Genomic DNA, 25,145 nt, shown 5'->3' with positions numbered 1-25,145 from the left:
CGGCCCGCAGGCCGCGCCCCCTCGCCGCTTCGCCACGGCTCGGCTAACCGAACTGCTGCTCAAGGTCCTTGAGCTTGCGCTCCAGGGAGTCCAGACGCGGCAGCGCCATCGTGTCGTCCTCCGCGGTGAGGTCGACTGTCACCGGGTCAGTTCCTTTGCGCACCGGCTGAAGGGAGGGACGCGAGCGCACGGGCAGGGGGTCCGGCGCGGATATGGCAGGCTCCGCGGAGACCTGCGAGGAGCCGCGCTCCACCTGCACCTCCAGCTGCCGTCCGCCACCCCGGCCGAAGTGGCCGCGGTGGCCGCGGCTGATCGCCTTCAGCTGGGCCCGCTCCACGCGCTGCTGATCGCGCCGCCGCTGCCGGGTCTCTTCCTTCTTGCGCTTGTCGTCGCGCACCTCGTCGACCGCCTCGTCCAGACTGCGCACACCCTCGAGGAGCATCAGCGACCAGGCGCGGTAGGTCTCCCGGGGGGCCCGCAGCCAGCGCACCATGCGGATCTGCGGCAGCGGGCGGGGCACCAGGCCCTGCTCCCGCAGGGCGGCGCGGCGGGTCTGCTTCAGCGCGCGGTCGAAGAGGACCGCCGCCGACAGGGACATGCCCGCGAAGAAGTGGGGGGCACCCGCGTGGCCGACGCCCCGGGGCGCGTGCACCCAGTTGAACCAGGCCGCGGCGAAGGCGAACGTCCAGACCAGTATCCGGGAGCCGAGCGCCGCGTCACCGTGGCTGGCCTCGCGCACCGCGAGGACGGAGCAGAACATCGCCGCACCGTCCAGGCCGAACGGGACGAGGTACTGCCAGCCGCCCGAGAGCCCGAGGTTCTGCTCGCCGAAGCCGACCAGGCCGTGGAAGGAGAGCAGGGCGGCGACGGCCGCACAGCAGAAGAGGAGGAGGTAGGAGAGGGTGCCGTAGAGGGCTTCCTTGCGTCTGCGGCGTTCCTCGCTGCGCTCCCAGGAGTCGTCCGCGCTCGTGTCCTTGACCGAGGAGCGCTTGCCGCGCGCGAGCACCGCCACCGCCGCCAGCATGCCCAGGAGAAGCACGGCGCCCGGAAGCAGCCAGTTCAGCGATATGTCGGTCAGTCTCATCTGGGTGGTCCCTTGCATTGGGATAGGGCGTAACGCCCGCCATAGTGGCCCAATCCCATCGACCCTCAGGGGGTTTCGGGGCAAGAGGCCGCCAAGGAAGTGCAAGGGAATGCCCAGGGCGGCGTTCTGCTCGAACTGCCGCTTGAGGTTCGGGAGTTGAGTTCGAACAAGACTACCCGTACGAGTGGTTCTCCGGAAAGTTCCCGTGACACGTGGGGATGATGTGAATCGCCTGTGGGTACGTGGGTGCCCGGTTCGCGATGATCTTACGGGACGGCGGGGAGACGGACCCCGCCCGTGCCTCAACCGGCCGTCGCCAGCAGCTTGGTGACGCGGTCCGTGTCGCAGGTGCGCGGGCAGGTGGCGCAGGTGTCCTCCGGGCGCAGCGTGTAGAACATGCAGCAGCTCGCGCGGTCCCGGGTGAGCAGCGGCTCGCCACCCGGGCCGGTCAGCTCCCGGAACGCCGCCGTGCCGACGTACGGCTTGGTCGCCCCCGGCAGGAGCAGCTCCAGCTCGCGCATCGCACGCCGCTCCTCGATCTCGCCGAGCAGCTGGGCGATGTACCACAGCCCTTCGACGATCTCGTCGGTCGCCATACCCCACAGGGCCCGCCCGCGGCGCCGCATCCGGGGGCCGAAACCGGTCAGCACCGGCTCCAGGTGCTCGGCGACCGCGGCCCGTACCTCCGCCCGTAGCGCCTCCTCGTCGGGGACGACCCTTGCGCCGGGCAGCGCGACCGCCTCGTCGCCGGGCAGGCAGGCGAAGCCGGCGGGGCGGACGGCCAGGTGTCCGAGGGCGTGGCCCGGGGCGGTGCGGTCGTAGGAGACATGGGTCACGGGGTAGCGGGGGACCCGGCGGTGCAGGAACCACGGCACGGTGATCAGGAGGCAGGCGGGCCAGGCGTAGCGGTGCAGGCCGAAGCTTGCGACGACGTCGGGGCGGGCCTGCGTGCCGTAGTCCCGCTGGATCTGGTCCACGTCCCAGGCCAGGAAGCGGTCGAGGGCGGGGCCGGCGGCCGCGAGGTCGGCGGCGGTGGTCCAGCCGGGGCCGTGCGGGGTCTCGTCCGCTGCGTCCAGTTCGGTGACGGCGAGCCCCGGGAGTGCCTCGGCCAGGCGGGCGTAGGCGCCGGAGACGGCCGAAAGGGGCGCAGGCATGTGATCACCGATCCGTCGGGTGAAACGGGGTTCTTGAAGGTAAGCCTAACCTTACTCAAGATCTTGAAAAGTTGAACGAAGATTTGCACTCGGGGCCGGGGCGCTTATGGTGCTTGACGGACGAGTAACAACCCGCCGTAATGACCCCAAGTACCGATACGTCAGGAGGAGGACCCGTGAGGCAGGGAGCGCAGGGCTCCGCGGAAACGGGGACTCCGTGGGGGGCGGGGGGAGCGGCCGCGCCGGGTGGTTCCGGTGTGCCAGGTGGTTCTCTGGGGCCCGGTGGGCCGGTGGGGTCGGCGGAGCAGGCGCGGGTGCCGCGGCAGGCCGGAACGGTGCGGGGCGAGCACACACACAGTGAACCGCCCGCGCCGGTCGCCCCGCGGGTCCGGCCGGTGGTCCAGCGGGCCTCGGTGCGCGGGCAGATCCTGGACGCGCTGCGGGCCGCGCTGGTGGCGGGGGATCTGCGGCCCGGAGAGGTGTACTCGGCGCCGGTGCTGGGCGAGCGGTTCGGGGTGTCGGCGACGCCGGTCCGCGAGGCCATGCAGCAACTGGCCCTCGAAGGGGCCGTCGAGGTCGTGCCGAACCGTGGGTTCCGGGTGGTCGAGCGGGGAGTGCGGGAACTGGGCGAGCTTGCCGAGGTCCGGGCGCTGATCGAAGTCCCGGTGATGCTGCGGCTGGCCCGTACCGTGCCCGTCGAACGCTGGGCCGAGCTGCGGCCTCTCGCCGAGGCGACGGTCCGCGCGGCGTCCTCGGGCTGCCGCGCGACCTACGCGGAGTCCGACCGGGGGTTCCACCGGGCGGTGCTGTCCCTCTCGGGCAACGTGCAGCTGGTCCGCATCGCGGAGGACCTTCACCGCAGGGCGCAGTGGCCGCTGGTCGGGGGTGGACGGGGAGTTCGGGGGCGGGCCGAGCTGCTGGCGGACGCGCACGAGCACACGGCGTTGCTGGACGCGCTGGTCGCACGGGATCTGGATGTGGTGCGGGCGCTGGTGGGCGAGCATTTCGCGGGGGCGGCTGTCGCCGGCTGAGTCGCGCCTTCTCGTCGGTAGTGGGCGGGGCCGCTACGGGCGGGCGCGCGGGTGGCCCCGCCTTCGCGCCGGGTGGGGGTGCGCGTCTTCGCGTGACGCCGGGTGGGGGTCGGGGCCGCGCCGCGGGTGTCCGTCCTCGGAACGGCGCGATGGGCCCACTTACCGACTGACTGGCGTTGACGCGCCAACCGCTGCGGGCGGACCCCCCCCCGACACGACCCCTTCTCGCCGTGAGCGGGTGAGGGTGCGTCTGCGCTCAGCCTGCGGACCCACCCGGCCTCAGCCCCGCCGCCGGGTACCCCGCACCCCCCTCAAGCCGTCGCAGCCGGTGGTACCGGCGGAGCCAACTGGCGGGCCAGCCAGGTCGGTACGCCTCCAAGGAGGCGGAACAGCCGGCGGGCCTCCTCCCGGAGTCGGGACGCCTCCGGCTCCGTCTCGGTGTCGGCGAGGGACACCAGCGCCGGGGCCGTACCGACGAGATAACCCAGCTCCTCCCGGATCCGCAGCGACTCCGCGAATCCGTGCCGCGCCTCCGCCAGCTCCCCTTCACGCAGGGCGAGTCCGGCCAGGTGACGCCAGGTGAACGACAGCAGCAGCGGGTCGGAGTGCGCCGTCGCGCCCGCGTGGGCACGGCGGTACGCGGCGCGGGCGGCCTGGGGCGCGCTCGTCAGGTTCTCCGCCAGGAGCCCGCGACGGAAGTCGAGCAGAGCCCGCGCCGGAGCCCCCGGAGGGACCAGCGCCGCCGCCCTGCCGAGCGCGGCCCTTGCCTCGTCGGCCCGGTCCCGTACCGCGAGCAGCGTCGCCGCGTAGGCCAAGTACCCGCGTTCACAAGCGGCCGCGCCCCGTTCGTCGTCGCTGTGGGCCATCGCCTCGGCCGTGCGCAGCGCGTCCTCCGCCTCCTCCCAGCCCTGCTCGGTGTACAGACACCGTTCGACCAGCAGCGCCGCGCGTTGCAGCGCCGCCGCCGGTGTGGCCGGCAGCAGCAGGGCGGCCGCGTCTGCCCAGCATCCGCGGGAGCGCAGCCGCCATACCGCGGTCTGGAGGGGATCGTCACCGGCGGTCGTTCCGTTACCAGACATGGCGGTATGCGCCACGTTGCCCTCCCCGAGCACGCCATCGAGCTGTTGAGTGGTGGCGGCATCTCAGCATGAATCGGCGGGCCGGGCCAAGGGGGTGGGTGAAGGATTTCACAAAGTCGTGGGACTCGGGGGTGCCCCGGGTTTGCCGCCGGGACACCTCGCGTATCAGCTCATGCGCAGTGCCAGGAAGAAGTCCAGCTTGTCCTCGAGGCGTGACAGGTCACGGCTCGTCAACTGCTCGATTCGGCCGACCCGGTAGCGCAGCGTGTTGACGTGCAGGTGCAGACGGGTGGCGCAGCGGGTCCAGGAGCCGTCGCAGTCGAGGAAGGCCTCCAGCGTCGGGATCAGCTCGGCGCGGTGGCGGCGGTCGTAGTCGCGCAGGGGGTCCAGGAGACGGGCCGTGAAGGCCCGGCGGACGTCGTCCGGGACGAAGGGCAGCAGCAGGACGTGCGAGGCCAGTTCCTGGTGGCCCGCCGCGCAGACCCGGCCCGGGCGGGCCGCAGCGACGCGCCGGGCGTGGCGGGCCTCCTCCAGCGCGCCGCGCAGACCCTCCGCCGAGTGGACGGCCGCGCTGACGCCCAGGGTGAGCCGGCCGTCGTCGTCGAGGCCCGCCGTGAGGGGGTCCCGTACCGATGCCAGGAGCGTGTCCGCGAGGACGCCCGTCTCCGAGCCGTCGTGTTCCGTCGAGACGGCCGGGAGGGGGACCAGGGCGATGGCCTCGTCGCCCGTGTGGGCCACCGCGATGCGGTCGGAGTGCTCCGGCCCCGCGACCGCCGGGTCGACGAGGACCTCCTCCAGCAGGGCCTGTGCCACCGGACCGCCCTCGATCTCCCCGCCCTCCCAGTCGACGCGGGCCACGACCACCTGCCAGTGCGGCGCGGCGCCCAGACCGGGCAGCAGCACCGGCGCGGCGACGCGCAGGCGGGCGGCGATCTCGGCGGGTGCCGCGCCCGTCTGGACCAGTTCCAGGACCTCCTGGGCCAGACGGCGGCGGACCGTGCGGGCCGCGTCGCGGCGGTCGCGTTCGACCGCGATGAGCTGGGTGACGCCGTAAAGCAGGTCCAGACGCTCCTCGGGCCAGTCCCCGGCGTCCGCCTCCACGGCCAGCACCCAGTCCGCCAGGACGGTCTCGCGCACGTCCCGGGCCGACTGCGGGGAGCGGCCCGTGGAGCGGACGGGGAAGAGGGAGTACGTCGTGGTGCCCAGGGCGACGCGGTGGGGGCCGCGGCGGCCCGTGCGGGTGGCGGCCAGGTGTTCTCCGGCGAGCCGGGCGCACGTCTCGGCCGGCAGGGCGGGGCCCGCCGCCTTCGAGCCGGCGATCAGGCGGCCGGTGGGGGAGAGGACCCAGGCCCGCAGGTCCAGGTCCGTGCCCAGCAGGTCCAGGACCACGTCGGGGCCGCCGCCCGCCGGGCCTGCGGTCATCATGCGGCGATGGCGGTCGACCACCGCCGCGAGGTCACCGGCGCGCTCGCCGGAGACCTGCCGTACGACGTGCTCGGTGATGGTCGCGAACGCCACCGACTCGTGCACCGCGAAGAGCGGGAGGCGGTGCCGGGCGCACGCCACGACCAGGTCCTCCGGTACGTCCCCGAGCTCGGCCTCGCCCGCGGCGAGGGCCGTCACGCCCGCCTGCACCAGGATCCGGACGAACGGCTCCGAGTCATCCGCGTCCCGGCGCCAGGCCAGGCCCGTGAGCACCAGTTCGCCGCCCGCGAGGTAGCGGCTGGGGTCGCGCAGGTCGGTGGTCATCACGCCCCGCACGGTGCGGTCCAGCTCGTCCTCGCCGCCGAGCAGCTTGAGGCCCAGCGCGTCGGTGTCCAGCAGTGCGCGCAGCCGCATTCTCGTCGCCGCCGATCTTTGTCTCGAAATCAAACCCTGCCCCGGTTGTGTTCCAGGTCACGCGGCTGTGTCGCGCGTTTCCACAGGAGAACGAGGAGGTTTCTGAGGGCCTCTGTTCATACGAATCTACAAGATGCCTGTCCTGGCCAGCCAACTCCTTCATGGTTTCCGTGACTGACTCAGTCGGAGCACGCCCCTGTGTACTGAGGCCACTACACGTGAACAGCACATGAACGAGCCGGGACCGCCGCACACGGATTGGCTCAAACCGAACGCCCACGAGAAGACGAAGAAGAGAGCCGGTCATGGACTTCCTTCGCCCCGCCAGCTGGGAGGAGGCGCTCGCCGCGAAAGCCGAGCACCCCACAGCTGTGCCGATTGCGGGTGGCACCGACGTGATGGTCGAGATCAACTTCGACCACCGCCGGCCCGAGTACCTCCTGGACCTGAACCGCATCGGCGACCTCTGCGAGTGGGAGGTCGGCGAGGAGAGCGTGCGGCTGGGTGCCTCCGTGCCCTACACGAAGATCATGGAGAACCTGCGCGCCGAGCTGCCGGGTCTCGCCCTCGCCTCACACACGGTGGCCTCCCCGCAGATCCGCAACCGCGGCGGCGTCGGCGGCAACCTCGGCACCGCCTCCCCGGCCGGTGACGCCCACCCCGCCCTGCTCGCCGCGGGCGCCGAGGTGGAGGTCGAGTCGGTGCGCGGCTCCCGCCGCATCCCGATCGACGCGTTCTACACGGGCGTGAAGCGCAACGCGCTGGCGGCCGACGAGCTCATCCGCGCCGTGCACGTCAAGAAGGCCGACGGGCCGCAGCAGTTCTCCAAGGTGGGGACCAGGAACGCGATGGTCATCGCCGTGTGCGCCTTCGGGCTCGCGCTGCATCCCGGGACGCGGACCGTGCGGACCGGCATCGGTTCGGCCGCTCCGACGCCCGTCCGGGCCAAGGCCGCCGAGGAGTTCCTGAACGCCGCGCTGGAGGAGGGCGGCTTCTGGGACAACGGGCAGATCATCACCCCGTCGGTCGCCAAGCAGTTCGCGGACCTGTGCTCCGCCGCCTGCAACCCGATCGACGACGTCCGGGGCACCGCGAGCTACCGCCGCCACGCGGTCGGCGTCATGGCCCGCCGCACGCTGACCTGGACCTGGGAGTCCTACCGCGGCGCCCGCCGCACCATCGAGGGAGCTGCGTGATGCGCGTCAACTTCACGGTCAACGGCCGTCAGCAGGAAGCCGACGACGTGTGGGAGGGCGAGTCCCTGCTGTACGTGCTGAGGGAGCGGCTCGGGCTGCCGGGTTCGAAGAACGCCTGCGAGCAGGGCGAGTGCGGCTCGTGCACGGTCCGGCTGGACGGCGTGCCGGTGTGCTCGTGCCTGGTCGCCGCCGGGCAGGTGGAGGGGCGCGAGGTCGTCACCGTCGAGGGGCTCGCCGACTTCGCCAAGCAGCGCGCCGAGGGCGGCTGCGCGTCCGGCGCCTGCGGTACGTCGTTGCAGAACGCCCAGGAGTGGCAGGCCCGGGGCACCGACTCGCAGACCGGCGAGGGCACCGAGCTGTCCCCGATCCAGCAGGCGTTCATCGACGCCGGCGCCGTCCAGTGCGGCTTCTGCACCCCCGGTCTGCTGGTCGCCGCCGACGAGATGCTGGAGCGCAACCCGAACCCGAGCGACGCGGACATCCGCGAGGCGCTGTCGGGCAACCTGTGCCGCTGCACCGGCTACGAGAAGATCATGGACGCGGTCCGCCTCGCGGCCGCCCGGCAGTCAGAGGCGGTCTGATCGTGGCTTCTCCCAGTGGAACCCCCACGAAGATCACGCAGGGCTCCCAGACCAAGGGCGGCATCGGCGAGTCCACGCTCCGCCCCGACGGCACCCTCAAGGTCACCGGCGAGTTCGCGTACTCGTCCGACATGTGGCACGAGGACATGCTGTGGGGGCAGATCCTCCGCTCGACCGTCGCGCACGCCGAGATCGTGTCCATCGACACGAGCGAGGCCCTGGCCATGCCCGGCGTGTACGCCGTCATGACGTACGACGACCTGCCGACCGACGTGAGGAACTACGGCCTGGAGATCCAGGACACCCCGGTCCTCGCCCACGGCAAGGTCCGCCACCACGGTGAGCCGGTCGCCATCGTCGCCGCCGACCACCCGGAGACCGCGCGCCGGGCCGCCGCGAAGATCAAGGTCGACTACCGCGAACTGCCCGTCGTCACCGACGAGGCCTCCGCCACCGCCCCGGACGCGATCCTCGTCCACGAGAACCGCGACGACCACCACGTGGGCCACGTCCCGCACCCCAACATCGTGCACCGACAGCCGATCGTCCGCGGTGACGTGGCGGCGACGCGCGAGCGGGCCGATGTGATCGTCACGGGCGAGTACACCTTCGGCATGCAGGACCAGGCGTTCCTCGGCCCGGAGTCCGGCCTCGCCGTGCCGGAGGAGGACGGCGGCGTCCACCTCTACATCGCCACCCAGTGGCTGCACAGCGACCTGCGCCAGATGGCGCCCGTGCTCGGCCTGCCCGAGGACAAGGTGCGCATGACGCTGTCCGGCGTCGGCGGCGCGTTCGGCGGCCGCGAGGACCTGTCGATGCAGATCCACGCCTGCCTGCTGGCCCTGCGCACCGGCAAGCCCGTCAAGATCGTCTACAACCGCTTCGAGTCCTTCTTCGGGCACGTCCACCGCCACCCCGCCAAGCTGTACTACGAGCACGGGGCCACCCAGGACGGCAAGCTCACCCACATGAAGTGCCGGATCGTCCTGGACGGCGGCGCCTACGCCTCCGCCTCCCCGGCCGTCGTCGGCAACGCCTCCTCCCTGTCCGTCGGCCCGTACGTGGTCGAGGACGTGGACATCGAGGCCATCGCCCTCTACACCAACAACCCGCCCTGCGGCGCCATGCGCGGCTTCGGCGCGGTGCAGGCGTGCTTCGCCTACGAGGCGCAGATGGACAGGCTCGCCGCGAAGCTCGGCATGGACCCGGTGGAGTTCCGCCGGCTCAACGCCATGGAGCAGGGCACGCTCCTGCCGACCGGGCAGCCCGTCGACTCCCCGGCCCCCGTCGCCGAACTGCTGCGCCGCGTCAAGGCGATGCCGATGCCGCCGGAGCGCCAGTGGGAGTCCAGCGAGGGCGCCGACGTACGGCAGTTGCCGGGCGGCCTGTCCAACACGACGCACGGCGAGGGCGTCGTGCGCGGGGTCGGCTACGCGGTCGGCATCAAGAACGTGGGCTTCTCCGAAGGGTTCGACGACTACTCCACCGCCAAGGTGCGCATGGAGGTCGTCGCCGGCGAGCCGGTCGCCACCGTGCACACCGCCATGGCGGAGGTCGGCCAGGGCGGCGTCACCGTGCACGCGCAGATCGCCCGCACCGAGCTGGGCGTCACGCAGGTGACCATCCACCCCGCCGACACCCAGGTGGGCAGCGCCGGTTCGACGTCGGCCTCCCGGCAGACGTACGTCACCGGTGGCGCGGTGAAGAACTCCTGCGAGCTGGTCCGCGAGAAGGTCCTGCAGATCGGACGCCGCAAGTTCGGTTCCTACCACCCGGCCTGGGCGACGGCCGAGCTGCTCCTGGAGGGCGGCAAGGTCGTCACCGACGGCGGCGAGGTCCTCTCCGACCTGGTCGACGTCCTGGAGGGCGAGGCCGTCGAGGTCGAGGCGGAGTGGCGGCACCGGCCGACCGAGCCCTTCGACCTGCGCACCGGCCAGGGCAACGGGCACGTGCAGTACTCCTTCGCCGCGCACCGGGCCGTCGTCGAGGTCGACACCGAGCTCGGCCTTGTCAAGGTCATCGAACTGGCCTGCGCCCAGGACGTCGGCAAGGCGCTCAACCCGCTGTCGGTGCTCGGCCAGATCCAGGGCGGCACCACACAGGGCCTGGGCGTGGCGGTCATGGAGGAGATCGTCGTCGACCCGAAGACGGCGAAGGTCAAGAACCCGTCCTTCACCGACTACCTGATCCCGACCATCCTCGACACGCCGACCATCCCGGTCGACGTCCTCGAACTCGCCGACGAGCACGCCCCGTACGGGCTGCGCGGCATCGGTGAGGCCCCCACCCTGTCGTCGACTCCGGCGGTCCTCGCGGCGATCCGCGCGGCGACCGGTCTGGAGCTGAACAGGACGCCGGTCCGCCCCGAGCACCTGACCGGCACCGCGTAGGAGCTCTCCGGGCGGCGCAACGGAACGTCACACACTCCGCGCCGCCCGGAGGACCGGGCACCGCACCGCTCGCGGTTCCCCGTAAGACCGAATCGTTCGCCTCGGGCCGTCCCCCGGGTCGTGCGGCCGCAGCACCTTCCCAAATCCCGCCATCGCAGAGGCAAGACGCGGGTGCCCCTTTGAACCTTGGGAGTAGGCCCACATGACCCAGCAGTCAGTAGAGCCGAGGACCACAGCCGACGACGCGGGTGAAGGCACCCGCGTCCCGGCCGGACGGTCCTGGCTCGACCGGTACTTCCACATATCCCACAGAGGGTCCGGCGTCGCCCGTGAAGTGCGCGGCGGCGTCACGACCTTCATGGCGATGGCGTACATCCTCCTGCTCAACCCCCTGATCCTGTCCGGCAAGGACGCGGCCGGGGATACGCTCGCCCAGCCGGCCCTGATCACCGCCACCGCGTTCGCGGCGGCCTTCACCACCCTGCTGATGGGCTTCGTCGGCAAGGTGCCCCTGGCGCTCGCCGCCGGCCTCTCCGTCTCCGGAGTGCTCGCCTCCCAGGTCGCACCCCAGATGACCTGGCCGCAGGCGATGGGCATGTGCGTGATGTACGGCGTGGTCATCATGCTGCTGGTCGTCACCGGCTTGCGCGAGATGATCATGAACGCGATCCCGCTCGCGCTCAAGCACGGCATCACCATGGGTATCGGCCTGTTCATCGCCCTCATCGGCTTCTACAAGTCCGGCTTCGTGCACCAGGGCGAGGCCACGCCCCTCGCGCTCGGCCCGGCGGGCGAACTGGCCGGCTGGCCCGTGCTGCTCTTCGCCGGGACCCTGCTGCTGATCTTCATGCTCCAGGCCCGGAACATCCCGGGCGCCATCCTCATCGGCATCCTCAGCGGCACGGTCGTCGCGGCGATCCTGAACGCGGCCGGCGTCATCGATCCCAAGCAGTGGGCGGGCGGCGCACCCGAACTGCACGGCAGCGCCGTGTCCATGCCCGACTTCTCCCTCTTCGGGGAGGTGCAGTTCGGCGGCTGGGGCGAGGTCGGCGCGATGACGGTCGGCATGATCGTCTTCACGCTGGTGCTCGCCGGGTTCTTCGACGCGATGGCCACCATCATCGGCGTCGGCACGGAAGCCGAGCTCGCCGACGACAAGGGCCGCATGCCGGGCCTGTCCAAGGCGCTGTTCATCGACGGGGCCGGCGGCGCGATCGGAGGCGTGTCCGGCGGTTCCGGGCAGACGGTGTTCATCGAGTCGGCGACCGGCGTCGGCGAGGGCGCCCGCACCGGGCTGGCCTCCGTGGTCACGGGCCTGTTCTTCGCGGCCTGCCTGTTCTTCACCCCGCTCACGGCGATCGTGCCGCAGGAGGTCGCGTCCGCCGCCCTCGTCGTCATCGGCGCCATGATGCTGATGAACGCCCGGCACGTGGACTGGGCCGACCGCGCCACCGCCGTCCCGGTGTTCCTCACGGTCGTGCTGATGCCGTTCACGTACACCATCACCACCGGTGTCGCCGCGGGCGTCATCTCCTACGTCGCCATCAAGACCGCCCAGGGCAAATGGCGGGAGATCGGCGCCTTCATGTGGATCCTCACGGCGGTGTTCCTCGCGTACTTCGCCCTCAACCCGATAGAGAGCTGGCTGGGCGTCCACTGACGGCCGGCCCCCCGCAAACTCAAGGAGACCGAGACAGATGCTGGACATCGCCGAGGAGTTGAACCGGTGGGTCGAGCAGGGCCGTGACTTCGCCGTGGCCACCGTGGTGGCCGTCGGCGGCAGCGCGCCCCGGCAGCCCGGCGCCGCGCTCGCGGTGGACACCGAGGGCACGGCGATCGGCTCGGTCTCCGGGGGCTGCGTGGAGGGCGCGGTCTACGAACTGTGCCAACAGGCGCTGCGGGACGGCGAAACCGTCCTGGAGCGCTTCGGGTACAGCGACGACGACGCCTTCGCCGTGGGCCTGACCTGCGGCGGCGTCATCGACATCCTGGTCACCCCGGTACGGGCCGCCGATCCGGTCCGCCCGGTGGTCGCGTCCGCGCTCACCGCCGCCGCCCGAGGGGAGACGGCGGCGGTGGCGCGGATCGTGTCGGGCCCGCGCGAACTGACGGGCCGGGCCCTGGTGGTCCGCCCCGGCGGTTCGCACGAGGGCGGCTTCGGCGGCCATCCGGAACTGGACCGCACGGTCGCCGCCGAGGCCGGTGCCTTCCTGGACGCCGGCCGCACCGGCACCCTGGAGATCGGCGAGCAGGGCTCACGCTGCGGAGCACCGCTCACGGTCCTGGTCGAGTCCTCGGTCCCCGCACCCCGCATGATCGTGTTCGGGGCCATCGACTTCGCCTCCGCCCTGGTCCGGATGGGCAAGTTCCTCGGCTACCACGTCACCCTTTGCGACGCGCGCCCCGTCTTCGCCACCCGGACGCGGTTCCCGGAGGCCGACGAGATCGTCGTCGAGTGGCCCCACCGCTATCTGGAGCGCACCGGCGTCGACTCCCGCACGGTCCTGTGCGTGCTGACCCACGACGCCAAGTTCGACGTCCCCCTGCTGAAGCTGGCACTGCGCCTGCCGGTGGCGTACGTCGGTGCCATGGGCTCCCGGCGCACCCACCTGGACCGCAACGCCCGGCTGCGGGAAGTCGGCGTGAGCGACATGGAGTTGAGCCGGCTGCACTCGCCGATCGGGCTGGACCTCGGGGCCCGTACGCCCGAGGAGACGGCTCTGTCGATCGCGTCGGAGATCGTCGCCGGACGGCGTGGCGGCAGCGGGGTCTCGCTGACCGGGGCGCACACGCCGATCCACCACGAGCCGGACCCGGGGACCGTCGGACGGATCGGGTCGGTGGCCTGAGGTCCCGGCCGGGGAGGCCGCGCGTGCGGCCGGTGCGTCAGGGCTGTCGGAGCAGATGGTTCAGGGCCCGCCCGAACACGTACCGGGAGGAGCGCCGCACCGCGCCGTCGAAGAGCGACGGCAGGAACCGGACCCGGATCTCCTCCCGCCAGATCACCCGCGTACGGCCCCCCGGCCCGGGCCGCACCTCGAGTTCGGCCCACCCCAGCACCACCCGGCCCCGCTTCTCCAGCCGGCACATCCCCGCTGCCCCGCCCTCGGGCGGCTGCCACACGGTGACCTCCATGGGGTCGTCGAAGACCAGCGGCCCCACGCCCGAGCGGGCCACGACGAGCGTTCCCTCGCGTGTCGGCTCGTGCGGTACGACCCTGACCACCGTCAGCGGCACCGTGTCACCGTGCCGTTGCCACCGTGTGATCCGCCGCCACGCCTCGTCGAGGGGGAGCGGGGCCGTGCGTTCGAGCAGGAAGTTCGCCACGGCACGATCGTAGGGAACCCGCGGGGCGTCACCGGTACACCTCGCCCGGCTCCGCCTTCCCCGGTGTAGGCAGCTGGGGCACTGCTTCTTGGTCAGAGAAGGCATGCCGGGGCTATGTATCGGATGTATACGTGCGGTTTATAGTCGCCGAGGTGTCCCCTGACGGCCTGACCCGGTGTTTGAGAAGGGCCGTACCGCGGCACTCGCCAGCACGGCAGTCCGCGCACGCCGTCGGAGGGAGGGCCGCCCGTATGACCCCGTACGCCGTCGTGATCCCCACCCTCGTGCCGGACACCCTCGCCGACTGTCTCGCCGCGCTCGCCGCCTCGATGGGGCCCCACCCCGAGGAGATCGTCCTGGTCGACGACCGGACCGACCCCGAACCCGGGCCGCTGGAGCACCCGTTGAGCGTCCTCGGCGACCTGCGGGAGCGGACCACCGTGCTGGGCGGCGGCGGTCGTGGGCCCGCCGCCGCCCGCAACACCGGGCTGCGCGCAGTGAATACGCCGTGGACCGTGTTCCTCGACGACGACGTCCAGGTGGGGGCCCGCTGGTGCGACCAGCTGGCCGAGGACCTCGCCGGGGCGTCCCCCGACACCGCGGGCGTCCAGGGCGTCCTCGCCGTGCCGCTGCCCGGCGAACGCCGCCCCACCGACTGGGAACGCGGCACCGCGGGACTCGTCCGGGCCCACTGGGTCACCGCCGACATGGCCTACCGCACGGAGGCCCTCAAGCAGGTCGGCGGCTTCGACGAACGCTTCCGGCGCGCCTTCCGTGAGGACGCCGACCTCGCGCTGCGCGTCCTCGACTCCGGCTGGCGCATCCGGCAGGGCCGCCGCACCGCCCGCCACCCCGTGCACTCCGCCTCCCGCTGGGCGTCCGTACGCCAGCAGCGCGGCAACGCCGACGACGCCCTGATGCGGCATCTGCACGGCCCCGACTGGTGGGACAAGGCCTTCGCGCCGCGCGGCAGGATCCGCACCCACGCGGCCATCACGACCGCCGGCGTCGCCGCCTGCGCCCTCGCCGCCACCGGGCACGGCCGGGCCGCCACGGCCTGCGCGCTCGGCTGGGCGGCCGGCACGGCGGAGTTCGCCCGCGCCCGTATCGTCCCCGGCCCGCGCACCCGCCACGAGGTCACGACGATGCTGGCGACCAGCGTGCTCATCCCGCCCACCGCGACCTGGCACCGGCTGGCAGGTGCCTGGCGCCACCGTCACACCCCCGCCTGGCAGGAGGAGGCCACCCCGTGAGCCCGGTGAAGGCCGTGCTGTTCGACCGCGACGGCACGCTCGTCGAGGACGTCCCTGACAACGCCGACCCCGACCGCGTACGCCCCGTCGAGGGGGCGCGCGAGGCGCTCGCGCTGCTGCGGGAGCGCGGCATCCGCACCGGAGTCGTCACCGACCAGCCGGGTGTCGCGGGTGGGCTGCTCACCGACGCCGACGTCCGCCGCGTCCATCACCGTGTCGACGAACTCCTCGGGCCCTTCGACGTGTTCGCCGTCTGCCCGCACGGCCCCGACGACGGCTGCCACTGCCGCAGGCCACAGCCCGGCATGCTGCTGTGGGCGGGCGGGCGGATCTGCACCGGGCCCGCCGAGCTCGTCGTCATCGGCTCCACCGCCGCGGACGCCGAGGCCGCACGCCGGGCGGGCGCCCACGGCATCCTCGTCCCGAACGGGCGCACCCGCCCCGAGGAGGCCACCCGGGCCGACCACGTCGCCCCGGACCTGCTCACCGCCGTCCGGGCGGTGCTGGACGGACCGCCGAAGGGCCGCGTCCTCGCCGACGAACGCCCCATTCAGGAGGCGTTCACCTCCGGCCCCGGACCGGCCGGCCACCTGTGACGGCCCGGATGGGTCGGTCACCTGTGACGCCCCGACCCGCCCGGTCACCTGTGACGCCCCGATCCGGTCGGCCACCTGTGACGGCCCGGTGCACACGAGGCGGCCTCCCTCACCAAGGACGTCTCGGGTGCTGTGGGTGCGCCGCCGGTGGGCAGGTCCGTGGCGGTGGGCCGGTGGGCATGTGTCGCGGGCGGTGCTGCGCGAGTCGGAGCTCTTGCCGACTGGGCCGCTGTGGGTGCTGCGCGGCCTGCGGTGGGCGGGGCTGTGGCAGGAAGGGCCGGTGGCCATCCTCGCGGGCGGTGCCGCGTGAGTCAGGCGCCCTCGCCGATCGGCCCCGGAGGTGCGTACGGCACCCGATGGGCATGCCTGCGGCGGCGAACACGGCGGGTGCGGGGCAGGCTGCTGGCATGACCCCGGACCGGACAGCGCAGCCCGTACGCCCCCGCCTCCTCGTCCTGCGCGCCCTCGGGCTCGGGGACCTCCTCGTCGGCGTCCCCGCGCTGCGCGCCCTGCGGCGGGCCCACCCCGAGCACGAACTGGTGCTGGCCGCGCCCGCCGAACTCGCGCCGGTCGCGGAGGCGACGGGGGCCGTGGACCGGCTGCTGCCCGCCTCCGCCCCCGGCCGGGCCGTCCCGCGCACACTCGACTGGACCGGCCCGCCCCCGGATCTCGCCGTCGACCTGCACGGCAACGGCCCGCCCAGCCACCTGCTGCTCCTGCGCCTGCGCCCGCTGAAACTCCTCGCCTTCGCCCACCCGGACCTGCCCGGCATCGAGGGCCCGCCCTGGTACCCGGAGGAGCACGAACGCGACCGCTGGTGCCGGCTCCTGCGCGCCTACCGCATCGACGCCGACCCGGGCGATCTGCTGCTGCCCCGTCCGGGGACCGCGTCCCCGGCGCCCGGCGCGGTCGTCCTGCACCCCGGCGCCGGGTCGCCCGCGCGCTGCTGGCCCGTCGGGCGGTACGCGGCCGTCGCGGCCGAACTGCGTGCCCGGGGCCTGCGGGTCGTGGTGACAGGCGGTGCCGCCGAGGGCGACCTGGTGGCCCGGCTCGCCAAGGAGGCCGGCCTGCCGGACACCGACGTGTTCGGCGGCGGCCTCCCGTTCGAACGGCTGTCCGCGCTCGTCGCCGGCGCCTACGCCGTGATCAGCGGCGACACCGGCATCGCCCACCTCGCGGTCGCTCACGGCACGCGCTCCGTCACCCTGTTCGGCCCGGTCGCGCCGAGCCGCTGGGGCCCGCCGCCCGACCCGCGCCACCGCGCCCTGTGGCACGGCCCGGAGGGCGACCCGCACGCCCGCCGGCCCGACCCCGCGCTCCTGCGCATCACCGTCGAGGACGTCCTCGGGGCAGTCGGCGAACTGCCCGGCGCCCCGCGGCCCTAGGGGGCAGGGCCATGCTCAGCCGTCGTCGCAGCACCGGCACATCAGCCGGAACCCGGCGAACATCGTCAGGGGCCATATCGCGGCGAACGCCCAGATCACACCCGGCTCGGACGTGACGATCCCGGCCACCATCAGCCCCGTCGACACCGCGAACAGGACCGCGACGGTCCAGACGCGAGGGCGGTAGGCGGCCAGACGGGCCAGGACGCGGGCGGGATCGGGGCGGCGGCTCACTCGATGGGTACGCAGCTTGCGGTCGAGGCGACGGTCGCGGCGCAGGGCCCGTTCCATCTCATCGAGGATGCGCTGCTCATTCTCGGGAAGTCGGCCGATGGACACGCTCTCTCCTTCCGGGCGGCCGGACCGTCTCTCCTCCGGGGGGACGTGCGGCGGGGAAGTACAGCGGGGGACGTACAAGCGGATGCCCCGTGGTGCCGCTGAGCTAACCGGGCACGGGGCGCGCCAGTGCCTCGACGAGCCGGTCCGCGCTGTCCGGCACGGTGCCCTCGCGGAACCCGTCGCGGATCTGCCGCGCGGTCACCCGGCCGCCGGTCAGACACCAGTCCCACCACCGGTCCAACTGCCGCACATCGAGCTGCTCGGCGGGCACCAGCGCGGGCCAGCCGCAGGCCCGGGCCTGCGCGGTCAGCTTGGCGCCGCCCGCGACCGGGTCGACGGCCAGCACCGGCGTGCCCACCCGCAGCGCGATCACCAGCCCGTGCAGCCGGTCGGTGACGACCAGGTCCAGCCGGGCCAGCACGGACTGCAGCTGCGCGGGCGTCGCGCTCAGATGCCAGTCGTGCGTGTCCAGCCGGGTCTCCAGCTCCAGCCGTCCGCAGTCCTTGGACGCCAGCCAGCGCGTCACCTCCTCGGCGACCTGCCCGTGCCGCCGCAACTGCCCGTACTCGTGCTGTCCGTGCGCGAGGATCACGCCGACCACGGGCCGCGCCGGCACGTCCGGGGCGCGGGCCGCGAGGTCCTCGACCGGCTCGCTGTCCGGTCCGTCCCGGGGCAGCACCCGGTGGAAGCCGGTCACGGCCGAGCTGCCCGGGTCGATCACCGAGGTGCCGACGGCGATCCGCACGCAGTGCGCGAAGCGCCGGTGCAGCTCCTCCACCTGCGGTCCGTGCAGCGGGCCGCACACGAACACGAGATGGGTGTAGTCCTCGGGCCACAGCCGGTCCAGATGCAAAGCCTCCGGACGGAAGCGGGGGCTCCAGGCGACGTCGTAGGGGATGCCCGTCCCCCGCAGCACGTCCTCCACCCGGCGCAGGGCCAGCACGTCCCCGGCGGTCGCCTCCCGGTCCTGGAAGCTGAACCACCCGGTGAGCAGCACCCTGCGCGGTCGCTTGCCCTGTTGTGTGTGCACGTGCCCTGAGTGCCCGCCCTTCGGCAAGACATTCAGGGCATTACGCGCATTTACCGTGCCGTCACTGGCCGTAGAAGGTGGCGTCCGCCCGGTCGGTCGCCGTGCTCACCGCCTGCACGTGCAGCAGGTACTCCCAGTGTCGGACGTATCGCCCCGGGTAGTTGTACGACTCGTACGACACGCCCGCCGGGTCCGCGAGTCCGGCACGCTGCCGGAAGGTCGCGTCGGACGCGAACTGCGCGCTGCCGTCGTTCTTCCGCAGCCACACCTCGGAGTTCTCGTGCCGCAGGTAGTAGCCGGGGAAGTTGGCCGACTCCAGTGAGACCGTGCCGCTGCCGGCGAGGCCGGGCACCACGCGGAACTGCGAGTCGGCGAGCTTGGTGACGTTCGCCTCGATCCGGGCCCGGTAGTCGTAATGCCGGACGAACCGGTCCGGGAAGTTGTACGAGGAGAAGCGCTGCGGGGTGACCCCGTCGGCCACGGGGATGCCGAAGTTCGGGGTGCCGTCGGCGTTCCAGTAGACCTTCTGCACGCGGGTGCGGCGGTTGGGGTCGTTGAGGGGGTCGCCGCTGATGTCCTTGTAGCTGCGGTCGTGGTAGACGAGGATGTCGCTCTTTCCGTCCTCGGAGACCGTGAAGGAGTTGTGGCCCGGGCCGTACTGGCTGGTCGCGGCGCTGCTGGCGAACACCGGGGAGGGGCTCTTGCTCCAGGACGCCTGGCTGAGCAGGTTCGCGCCGGCGGAGGCGGTGAGCATGCCCAGGCAGTAGTTGGCGTCGGTGGCGCTCGCGGAGTACGTCATGAACACCTTGCCGCTCCGCTGGATGACGGCCGGGCCCTCGTTGACCTTGTAGCCGACGGTCTCCCAGGAGTAGGTGGGCCGCGACAGCATCACCGGAGTGCCGGTGATCGTCCAGGGGTTGGCCATCTTCGCGAGGTAGATGTCGGTGTTGTTGTTCACCGAGGGGTCGCGCTGCGCCCACGCCAGGTAGCGCACGCCGTTCACGACGAAGGTGGTGGCGTCCAGGGAGAAGCTCTCCCACTGGGTCCTGATCTGACCCTTCTCGGTCCAGGTGGCGGTGAGCGGGTTGGTGCCGGTGCCCTCCAGGACGTACATCCGGATCGCCCACACGTCGTTGGTGGCGCCCGCCGCGAAGTACACGTACCACTTGCCGTCGATGAAGTGGATCTCCGGCGCCCAGATGTGGGCGCCCATGACGCCGCTGGCGTGCTTCGTCCAGATGGTCGTCTCGGGTGCCGTCTTCAGGCCCTGGACGGTGGTCGCCCGGCGCAGCACGATGCGGTCGTACTCGGGGACGGTCGCGGTGAAGTAGTAGTAGCCGTCGGTGTGTCGGAAGATGTGCGGGTCGGCCCGCTTCTCCGCGATCGGGTTGGTGTAGGTGACGGCGGGGGAATCGGGCACGGCGGCCTGGGCGGGCGCTGACGCCAGGCAGGTCGCGAAGACCATCAGGGCGGCCAGGAGCAGCCGAACGGCTATGCGTCTCAAGGGGGGTTCTCCAGCGGGTGATCGGGGGTGCGAACGAGCCGCCTCTGTCCGGAATTTCGAACGCAGTTCGTGAATTCGACCATGAAGTGGATCAGAAGATAAGGGCGGCTCTCACCGTCGTCAACGGTTCGCGCAGGCGTGACGCCCGAGGGCGCCGACGTGACGTCCGAGGACGCCGACGTGACGCACGAGGACGGCGAACGGCTCGGCCCGGGGCGGCGGGGTCAGCCGGTGAAGCGGGCCGTTCCGGTGAGGATGCGCACGTCGAGGTCGGTGACCCCGGCCGCGGCGATCCGGGCGGTGAACTCGCCGTGCACCCGCTGCACGGCGGCCGGTGAGAGCCCGGTGAGCATCCCGCGCGTGCCGCTGCCGGTGGCGAGGGTCCAGGCCGTGTCCGGGGACAGCGGAGTGTCGAACTGCCGTCGCACGACCCGGGGCACGCTGCCGCCGAGGTCGTGGAGCCAGGCCGCGAGGGTGTCCGCGGTGTCGATGCGGGCGAGTTGGTCCCGCTGCGGCGGGCGAGGGAGGTCGCGTTCCGTCAGGACGGCCTCCCGGAGGGCCGACTGCCAGCCGTCGAGCGCGCCCTTCTCCCAGACCGTCACGACGAAACGGCCACCGGGGCGCACCTTCCGGGTCAGTGCCGCGGCGTCCCGGTCCATGTCCGGGAAGAAGAACACACCGAGGGCGCACTGCACGAGGTCGTAGCCGTCGCCGGTCAGGGGCCACGAGGTGACGTCGTGGCAGTGGAAGCGGAGGTTGTCCAGGCCTTCCTCCCGCGCCCGGCGCTCGCCGATCGACAGCAGCCCGGACGCGAGATCCACCGCGTCCACCCGCCCCGCCGGACCCACGGCCCGCGCGGCCGGCAGCGCCGACGCCCCCGCCCCGCAGCATGCGTCCAGCACCGACTCCCCGGCGGCCGGAGCGGCCACGGCGGCCGTCGCCGCCCCGACCGGGTCCCACAGCGCCCCGGACCAGAGGTGGAACTCCTCCGCTCCCGCGCTGAAGACGTCTCCGACGGTGTTCGCCCCGGTGGTCATACGGCAGCCCCCTCGTCTCGGGGCCGAGTCTAGGCAGGGCCCGCGGCGGGCCGCCCTGATTTCCGTCAGTCCGGTGGTAGTTGGGGCTCGGGCCGTGGGGTGGGAGGCGGGGCGGTGGTGGTCCGGGGGATGACATGGGTCGGCAGCACGAGGTGCCGCTCACGGTCCCCGCCCGGGTCGTCGATGAGGGACAGGGCCAGTTCACCGGCCTCCCGGCCGATCCGCGAGGGCGACTGGGCCACCGTGGTCAGATCGAACCACTGCGCGACCGGCTGGTCGTCGAAGCCGACGACCGACATCTGCCCGGGCACCTCGATCCGCGTCGCACGCAGCGTCCAGATCACGGCGACGGCCACCTCGTCCTGCTCGGCGAAGACCGCGGTGGGCGGCTCCCGCAGCCCGAGCAGCCGGCCGACCGCCTCGGCCGCACCCCGCTTGTCGCCCGCCGGGGTGGCGACCACCAGGTCGTCGTCGAGGGGCAGACCGGCCTCGGTCAGCGCCTGCCGGTAACCGACCAGCCGCTCCTGCGAACTGAAGGAGAACCCGCAAGCACCCGTCGTCCGCACGTAGGCGACCCGGCGGTGGCCGAGGTTCAGCAGATGCCGGGTGCCGTGCAGGGCACCGGCCACGTCGTCGACGTACACGCTGGGGCGCCCCTCGACGTGCTGGCTGACGTAGACGACCGGCATGGCGAGGTCGTCCAGCCGGGCCGTCTCCTCGTCGGTGAGGTCGAAGGAGAACACCAGCAGCGCGTCCGCGTTGCGCCGGGCCGGGAGACGCTCGAAGAACGCGGTGCGCTCGGCCATGTCGGGGATCACATACACCGTCAGTTCCATGCCGGCCGCCCGCAGGACGCGGGCCAGGCCCGACAGGGCGGTGCCCATGAACCACGAACCGAGGGTGGGCACCAGCACCGCCACATTGCGGGTGCGGCCCGTCACGAGGCTCGCGGCATGGCGAGAGACCGCGAAGTCCAGCTCCCGGGCAGCCTGTTCGACCCGGGCGCGGACCTCGGGGGAGACGGTGGACAGGCCGCGCAGGGTGCGCGAGACGGTGGAGGTGGAGACCCCGGCCCGCTCCGCGACGTCAGCCATCGTGGGGTGCCGCTGACCTGGTGGCATGCGCCGAACGCTAGCACGCCGACACCGCGTCCGGCGGCCTTCGCTGGCAGCGCTGTCTCACCGGATTCTTGCCTTCTTACGACGTTGGTCCGCATTGACTTCCCGCTGACTGCGCTTCTAGCGTGCAAACGTTGTCTCGACAGGTTCGAAGTCGCCCCGGAGGGCCGCCTCCCACCCGCTGTGACCTGCTGTCTTTAGCAGCGCAATGCCGTGGCAACGCAACCCCATGACCAAAGCCATCCCGGGGGAACAGACACGACTTCGGTTCGTCAGACCAGGAGCGACAGTGAAGACCAGCACCGCCAGAGCGATTCAGTGTTCCGCAGCGCTCGCCGCCGCCGGACTCCTCCTCACCGCCTGCGGCTCGTCCGGCGGCAGCGGCGGCTCGGGCGGGTCGGCGCAGGCCGCGACGGCCACGTTCAAGGGCCGCGGCCCCATCACCTACGTCGCGGGCAAGGACACCACCGGCACCGTCCAGACCATCATCGACCGCTGGAACAAGGCCCACCCCAAGGAGAAGGTCACCTTCATCCAGCTGCCCACGGACGCCGACTCGCAGCGCCAGCAGATGATCCAGAACGCGGAGACGAAGTCCGACGCCTACACGGTGCTCGCCACCGACGTCGTGTGGACGTCCGAGTTCGCCGCCCACCAGTGGATCGAGCCGCTGCCCGCGAACCGGTTCCCGCTCGGCAGGATGCTCAAGCCGGTCGTGGAGACCGGCCAGTACCGCGGCAAGCTGTACGCGGTCCCCGCCAGCTCCAACGGCGGCCTGCTGTTCTACCGCACCGACCTGCTCAAGAAGGCGGGCATCACCCAGCCCCCCACCACCTGGGCGCAGATGACCGCCGACTGCGCCAAGGTGACGAAGCTCCCCGAGGCGAAGAACATGTCCTGCTACGCCGGACAGTTCCAGAAGTACGAAGGCCTCACCGTGAACTTCGCCGAGGCCGTCAACTCCGCCGGCGGCCGCATCGTCGACGCCGACGGCAAGCCGGACGTCGACACCCCGCAGGCGAAGAAGGGCCTCGACTTCCTCGTCAAGTCCTTCAAGGACGGGACCATTCCCAAGGAGGCCATCACCTACCAGGAGGAGGACGGCCGGCAGGCCTTCCAGTCCGGCAAGCTGGTCTTCCTCAACAACTGGCCCTACGTGTACTCCCTCGCCCAGAAGAGCGCCGTCAAGGGCAAGTTCGCCGTCGCCCCCCTGCCCGGCCTGAACGGCCCCGGCGCCTCCAGCCTCGGCGGCGCCAACCTGGCCCTGTCGTCCTTCGCCAAGAACAAGGCCACCGCGCTGGACTTCATGAAGTTCTTCACCAGCGAGGAGAGCTCGACCTACTTCCTGAAGAACGCCTCCCTCGCCTCGCCCTACGCGGATCTGTACGACAATGCCGCGCTGGACAAGCAGTTCCCGTACCTGCCCGACCTCAAGCAGTCCATCACCAAGGCCGTGCCCCGCCCCCGCGTCGTGCAGTACGGCGACGTCACCGCCGCCGTCCAGAACGAGGTCTACGCCGCCCTCACCGGCAAGAAGAGCAGCGGACAGGCGCTGAAGGACCTGCAGGCGGACCTGCAGAAGCTGACGGCTCAGTGAGAGCGCGGGTCATGGCCGACACCGCGATCCCGCCCGGCACCGCCGCACACCGGCCCGGGACGGCGGCCGCCCGCCGCCCCGGACGGCCCCCCGCGTCCGCCCGCCCACGAGGCCGCTCCCGGGCCACCGCCGGCGCGGGCCGTCTGGCCGCCCTCCTGGTCTCCCCGACGCTGCTGGTCCTCACGATCGTCGTCCTCTACCCGACACTCATGGCGCTCGACGAGTCCCTGTACGGGGTCAAGGGGCTGGACCCCGAGACAGGGTTCATCAGCAACACAGAGCCGTTCGTCGGGCTGAAGAACTACACCGACATCTTCACCCAGGCCGGCGACCGCTTCTGGAACGCCTTCTGGAACACCACCTTCTTCACCGTCGTCACGGTCTCGCTGGAGACGGTGATCGGCGTGGCCATGGCCCTGATCATGCACCGGGCGTTCCGGGGCCGCGGCCTGGTCCGGGCGAGCATCCTGGTGCGACGAGGCGGCCCGGCTCGACGGGGCGAGCGCCTTCCAGCAGTTCCGGCGCATCACCCTGCCCCTGGTGAAGCCCGCCCTGCTGGTGGCCGTGCTGTTCCGCTGCCTCGACGCGCTGCGCATGTTCGACCTGCCCTACATCCTCATCGGCGCCCAGAAGGGCTCCGTGGAGACCCTGTCGATGCTCGCGCAGAACGAGGCGTCCAACGTCCGTTTCGGCCCGGCCTCCGCCTACGCGGTTCTCCTCTTCCTCTACGTCTTCCTCATCGCGCTCGCCTTCGTACGGCTGCTCGGCGCCGACCTCGTCGGGGACGCCGGCGCCACGAAGAAGAGCGGGAGCCGCCGCGCACGGGAGGTGACGGCATGACCCTCGGCGCCAAGTGGCGGCAGTGGCTGCCCCATCTGGGCATCGCCCTGGTGGTGGCCTACTGCCTGGCCCCGTTCTACTGGATGCTGGTCTCCAGCCTGCGCAGCACGAACGACATCTTCAGCACCTCGCTGCTCCCGTCCCCGGTGTCCTTCGCGAACTACCGCTCGGTGTTCGGCCCGGCCCAGGGATTCACCCGGGCACTCCTCAACAGCCTGATCGTCGCCGGTGTCACCACCGCGCTGTCGCTCGTCCTCGCCACGTTCACCGCCTACGCGATGGCCCGGCTGGAGTTCCGCTTCAAGCGGCTGATCCTCACCCTGATCATCGCCACGTCGATGTTCCCCGTGGTGTCGATCGTCGTGCCGCTGCTGAAACTGTTCACCGACATCGGCTGGATCAACACCTACCAGGCGATGATCGTGCCCAGCATGTCCTTCACGCTGCCGCTCGCGGTGTGGAACCTGACCACGTTCTTCCGGCAGATGCCCGACGAACTGGAGCAGGCCGCGATGGTGGACGGCTGCACTCGCGGCCAGGCCTTCCGCAAGGTCATCGTGCCGCTGGCGGCGCCGGGCATCTTCACCACCGCGATCATCACGTTCATCGCGGCCTGGAACGAGTTCCTCATCGCCCTGTCGATGACCAACAAGCCCGGCATGCAGACCGCCACGGTCGCCATCTCCAAGTTCTCCGGCGCCACGACCTACCAGACGCCGTTCGGCAGCCAGATGGCCGCGGGCGTCGTCGTGACCATTCCGCTGG

23 protein-coding genes are annotated in these 25,145 nt (G+C 72.1%); 13 read left to right on the top strand and 10 right to left on the bottom strand.

Features of this window, described 5'->3' with window-relative positions:
* Positions 1–43: 43 nt before the first annotated feature.
* Together ABT116_RS17115 and ABT116_RS17110 are read right to left on the bottom strand one after the other, a co-directional pair.
* Positions 44–1,084, bottom strand: a complete 1,041-nt coding sequence (locus ABT116_RS17115) for a DUF2637 domain-containing protein (RefSeq protein WP_351633731.1) — start codon at positions 1,082–1,084, stop codon at positions 44–46.
* Between the two features lie 302 nt (positions 1,085–1,386).
* Positions 1,387–2,238: a (2Fe-2S)-binding protein gene (locus tag ABT116_RS17110; protein ID WP_351633728.1), complete on the bottom strand. Its 852-nt coding sequence runs from the start codon at positions 2,236–2,238 to the stop codon at positions 1,387–1,389.
* 176 nt (positions 2,239–2,414) lie between these two features.
* Between ABT116_RS17110 and ABT116_RS17105 the strand changes: the two genes are divergently transcribed.
* Entirely contained in the window at positions 2,415–3,269 is an 855-nt protein-coding gene (locus tag ABT116_RS17105; RefSeq protein ID WP_502983881.1) for a GntR family transcriptional regulator, read from the top strand.
* A 311-nt stretch (positions 3,270–3,580) separates the two neighbouring features.
* On the opposite strand, the gene ABT116_RS17100 is transcribed toward ABT116_RS17105, so the two are convergent.
* Both ABT116_RS17100 and ABT116_RS17095 read right to left on the bottom strand, forming a co-directional pair.
* Positions 3,581–4,348 (bottom strand): hypothetical protein, encoded by a 768-nt coding sequence (locus ABT116_RS17100; protein ID WP_351633724.1) that lies wholly within the window; start codon positions 4,346–4,348, stop codon positions 3,581–3,583.
* A gap of 165 nt (positions 4,349–4,513) precedes the next feature.
* Positions 4,514–6,187, bottom strand: a complete 1,674-nt coding sequence (locus ABT116_RS17095) for a PucR family transcriptional regulator (RefSeq protein WP_351633722.1) — start codon at positions 6,185–6,187, stop codon at positions 4,514–4,516.
* 305 nt (positions 6,188–6,492) lie between these two features.
* Here ABT116_RS17095 and ABT116_RS17090 point away from each other — a divergent pair, with 305 nt between their 5' ends.
* The 5 genes from ABT116_RS17090 (at position 6,493) to ABT116_RS17070 (ending at position 13,203) form a co-directional block, all read left to right on the top strand.
* A complete protein-coding gene (locus ABT116_RS17090; RefSeq protein ID WP_351633719.1) occupies positions 6,493–7,383 on the top strand; it encodes an FAD binding domain-containing protein in 891 nt (296 codons plus the stop codon).
* Positions 7,383–7,964 (top strand): (2Fe-2S)-binding protein, encoded by a 582-nt coding sequence (locus tag ABT116_RS17085; RefSeq protein ID WP_351633717.1) that lies wholly within the window; start codon positions 7,383–7,385, stop codon positions 7,962–7,964. The genes ABT116_RS17090 and ABT116_RS17085 overlap by 1 nt, the downstream gene beginning before the upstream one ends.
* A 2-nt stretch (positions 7,965–7,966) precedes the next feature.
* The gene (locus ABT116_RS17080; RefSeq protein WP_351633714.1) at positions 7,967–10,354 is read left to right on the top strand and encodes a xanthine dehydrogenase family protein molybdopterin-binding subunit; all 2,388 of its coding nucleotides are present in this window, start codon (positions 7,967–7,969) and stop codon (positions 10,352–10,354) included.
* Positions 10,355–10,556: 202 nt separating this feature from the next.
* Positions 10,557–12,014, top strand: coding sequence for an NCS2 family permease (locus ABT116_RS17075; RefSeq protein ID WP_351633711.1), 1,458 nt, complete (start codon positions 10,557–10,559; stop codon positions 12,012–12,014).
* 37 nt (positions 12,015–12,051) lie between these two features.
* Positions 12,052–13,203 (top strand): XdhC family protein, encoded by a 1,152-nt coding sequence (locus ABT116_RS17070; RefSeq protein ID WP_351633708.1) that lies wholly within the window; start codon positions 12,052–12,054, stop codon positions 13,201–13,203.
* Positions 13,204–13,240: 37 nt separating this feature from the next.
* Here ABT116_RS17070 and ABT116_RS17065 read toward each other — a convergent pair whose 3' ends face one another.
* Positions 13,241–13,681 carry an SRPBCC family protein gene (locus ABT116_RS17065; protein ID WP_351633705.1) on the bottom strand — a complete coding sequence of 147 codons (441 nt, stop codon included), beginning with the start codon at positions 13,679–13,681 and terminating at the stop codon, positions 13,241–13,243.
* 251 nt (positions 13,682–13,932) lie between these two features.
* Between ABT116_RS17065 and ABT116_RS17060 the strand changes: the two genes are divergently transcribed.
* From ABT116_RS17060 to ABT116_RS17045, 4 genes are all read left to right on the top strand, one after another.
* Complete coding sequence (locus ABT116_RS17060; protein ID WP_351633703.1) at positions 13,933–14,934, top strand: glycosyltransferase family 2 protein; 1,002 nt, start codon at positions 13,933–13,935, stop codon at positions 14,932–14,934.
* Positions 14,931–15,530, top strand: a complete 600-nt coding sequence (locus ABT116_RS17055) for a D-glycero-alpha-D-manno-heptose-1,7-bisphosphate 7-phosphatase (protein ID WP_351633700.1) — start codon at positions 14,931–14,933, stop codon at positions 15,528–15,530. Before ABT116_RS17060 ends, ABT116_RS17055 begins: the two co-directional genes overlap by 4 nt.
* Before the next feature lie 127 nt (positions 15,531–15,657).
* Positions 15,658–15,840: a hypothetical protein gene (locus ABT116_RS17050; RefSeq protein ID WP_351633698.1), complete on the top strand. Its 183-nt coding sequence runs from the start codon at positions 15,658–15,660 to the stop codon at positions 15,838–15,840.
* A gap of 97 nt (positions 15,841–15,937) precedes the next feature.
* Positions 15,938–16,915 carry a glycosyltransferase family 9 protein gene (locus ABT116_RS17045; RefSeq protein ID WP_351633695.1) on the top strand — a complete coding sequence of 326 codons (978 nt, stop codon included), beginning with the start codon at positions 15,938–15,940 and terminating at the stop codon, positions 16,913–16,915.
* A gap of 15 nt (positions 16,916–16,930) precedes the next feature.
* On the opposite strand, the gene ABT116_RS17040 is transcribed toward ABT116_RS17045, so the two are convergent.
* From ABT116_RS17040 to ABT116_RS17020, 5 genes are all read right to left on the bottom strand, one after another.
* Positions 16,931–17,254, bottom strand: coding sequence for a DUF3040 domain-containing protein (locus tag ABT116_RS17040; protein WP_351633692.1), 324 nt, complete (start codon positions 17,252–17,254; stop codon positions 16,931–16,933).
* Positions 17,255–17,357: 103 nt separating this feature from the next.
* Positions 17,358–18,284 carry a polysaccharide pyruvyl transferase family protein gene (locus ABT116_RS17035; protein WP_351633689.1) on the bottom strand — a complete coding sequence of 309 codons (927 nt, stop codon included), beginning with the start codon at positions 18,282–18,284 and terminating at the stop codon, positions 17,358–17,360.
* A 61-nt stretch (positions 18,285–18,345) separates the two neighbouring features.
* Positions 18,346–19,749: a family 43 glycosylhydrolase gene (locus tag ABT116_RS17030; protein WP_351633751.1), complete on the bottom strand. Its 1,404-nt coding sequence runs from the start codon at positions 19,747–19,749 to the stop codon at positions 18,346–18,348.
* 263 nt (positions 19,750–20,012) lie between these two features.
* Complete coding sequence (locus ABT116_RS17025) at positions 20,013–20,825, bottom strand: class I SAM-dependent methyltransferase (RefSeq protein WP_351633687.1); 813 nt, start codon at positions 20,823–20,825, stop codon at positions 20,013–20,015.
* A 65-nt stretch (positions 20,826–20,890) separates the two neighbouring features.
* Complete coding sequence (locus ABT116_RS17020) at positions 20,891–21,919, bottom strand: LacI family DNA-binding transcriptional regulator (protein ID WP_351633748.1); 1,029 nt, start codon at positions 21,917–21,919, stop codon at positions 20,891–20,893.
* A gap of 313 nt (positions 21,920–22,232) precedes the next feature.
* Here ABT116_RS17020 and ABT116_RS17015 point away from each other — a divergent pair, with 313 nt between their 5' ends.
* The 3 genes from ABT116_RS17015 to ABT116_RS17005 form a co-directional block, all read left to right on the top strand.
* Positions 22,233–23,540, top strand: a complete 1,308-nt coding sequence (locus tag ABT116_RS17015; protein WP_351633684.1) for an ABC transporter substrate-binding protein — start codon at positions 22,233–22,235, stop codon at positions 23,538–23,540.
* A gap of 525 nt (positions 23,541–24,065) precedes the next feature.
* Positions 24,066–24,380: an ABC transporter permease family protein gene (locus ABT116_RS17010; protein WP_351633745.1), complete on the top strand. Its 315-nt coding sequence runs from the start codon at positions 24,066–24,068 to the stop codon at positions 24,378–24,380.
* On the top strand, positions 24,377–25,145 hold a 769-nt coding region (locus ABT116_RS17005), incomplete at its 3' end, for a carbohydrate ABC transporter permease (RefSeq protein WP_351633681.1). The genes ABT116_RS17010 and ABT116_RS17005, both read left to right, overlap by 4 nt.

The sequence above is a fragment of the Streptomyces sp. NPDC002130 genome (assembly GCF_040296465.1).
In the GTDB taxonomy this organism is placed as follows: Bacteria; Actinomycetota; Actinomycetes; order Streptomycetales; family Streptomycetaceae; genus Streptomyces.
Note: the sequence above shows the minus strand (reverse complement) of the source record. Positions and strands in the feature narration are given on the sequence as shown.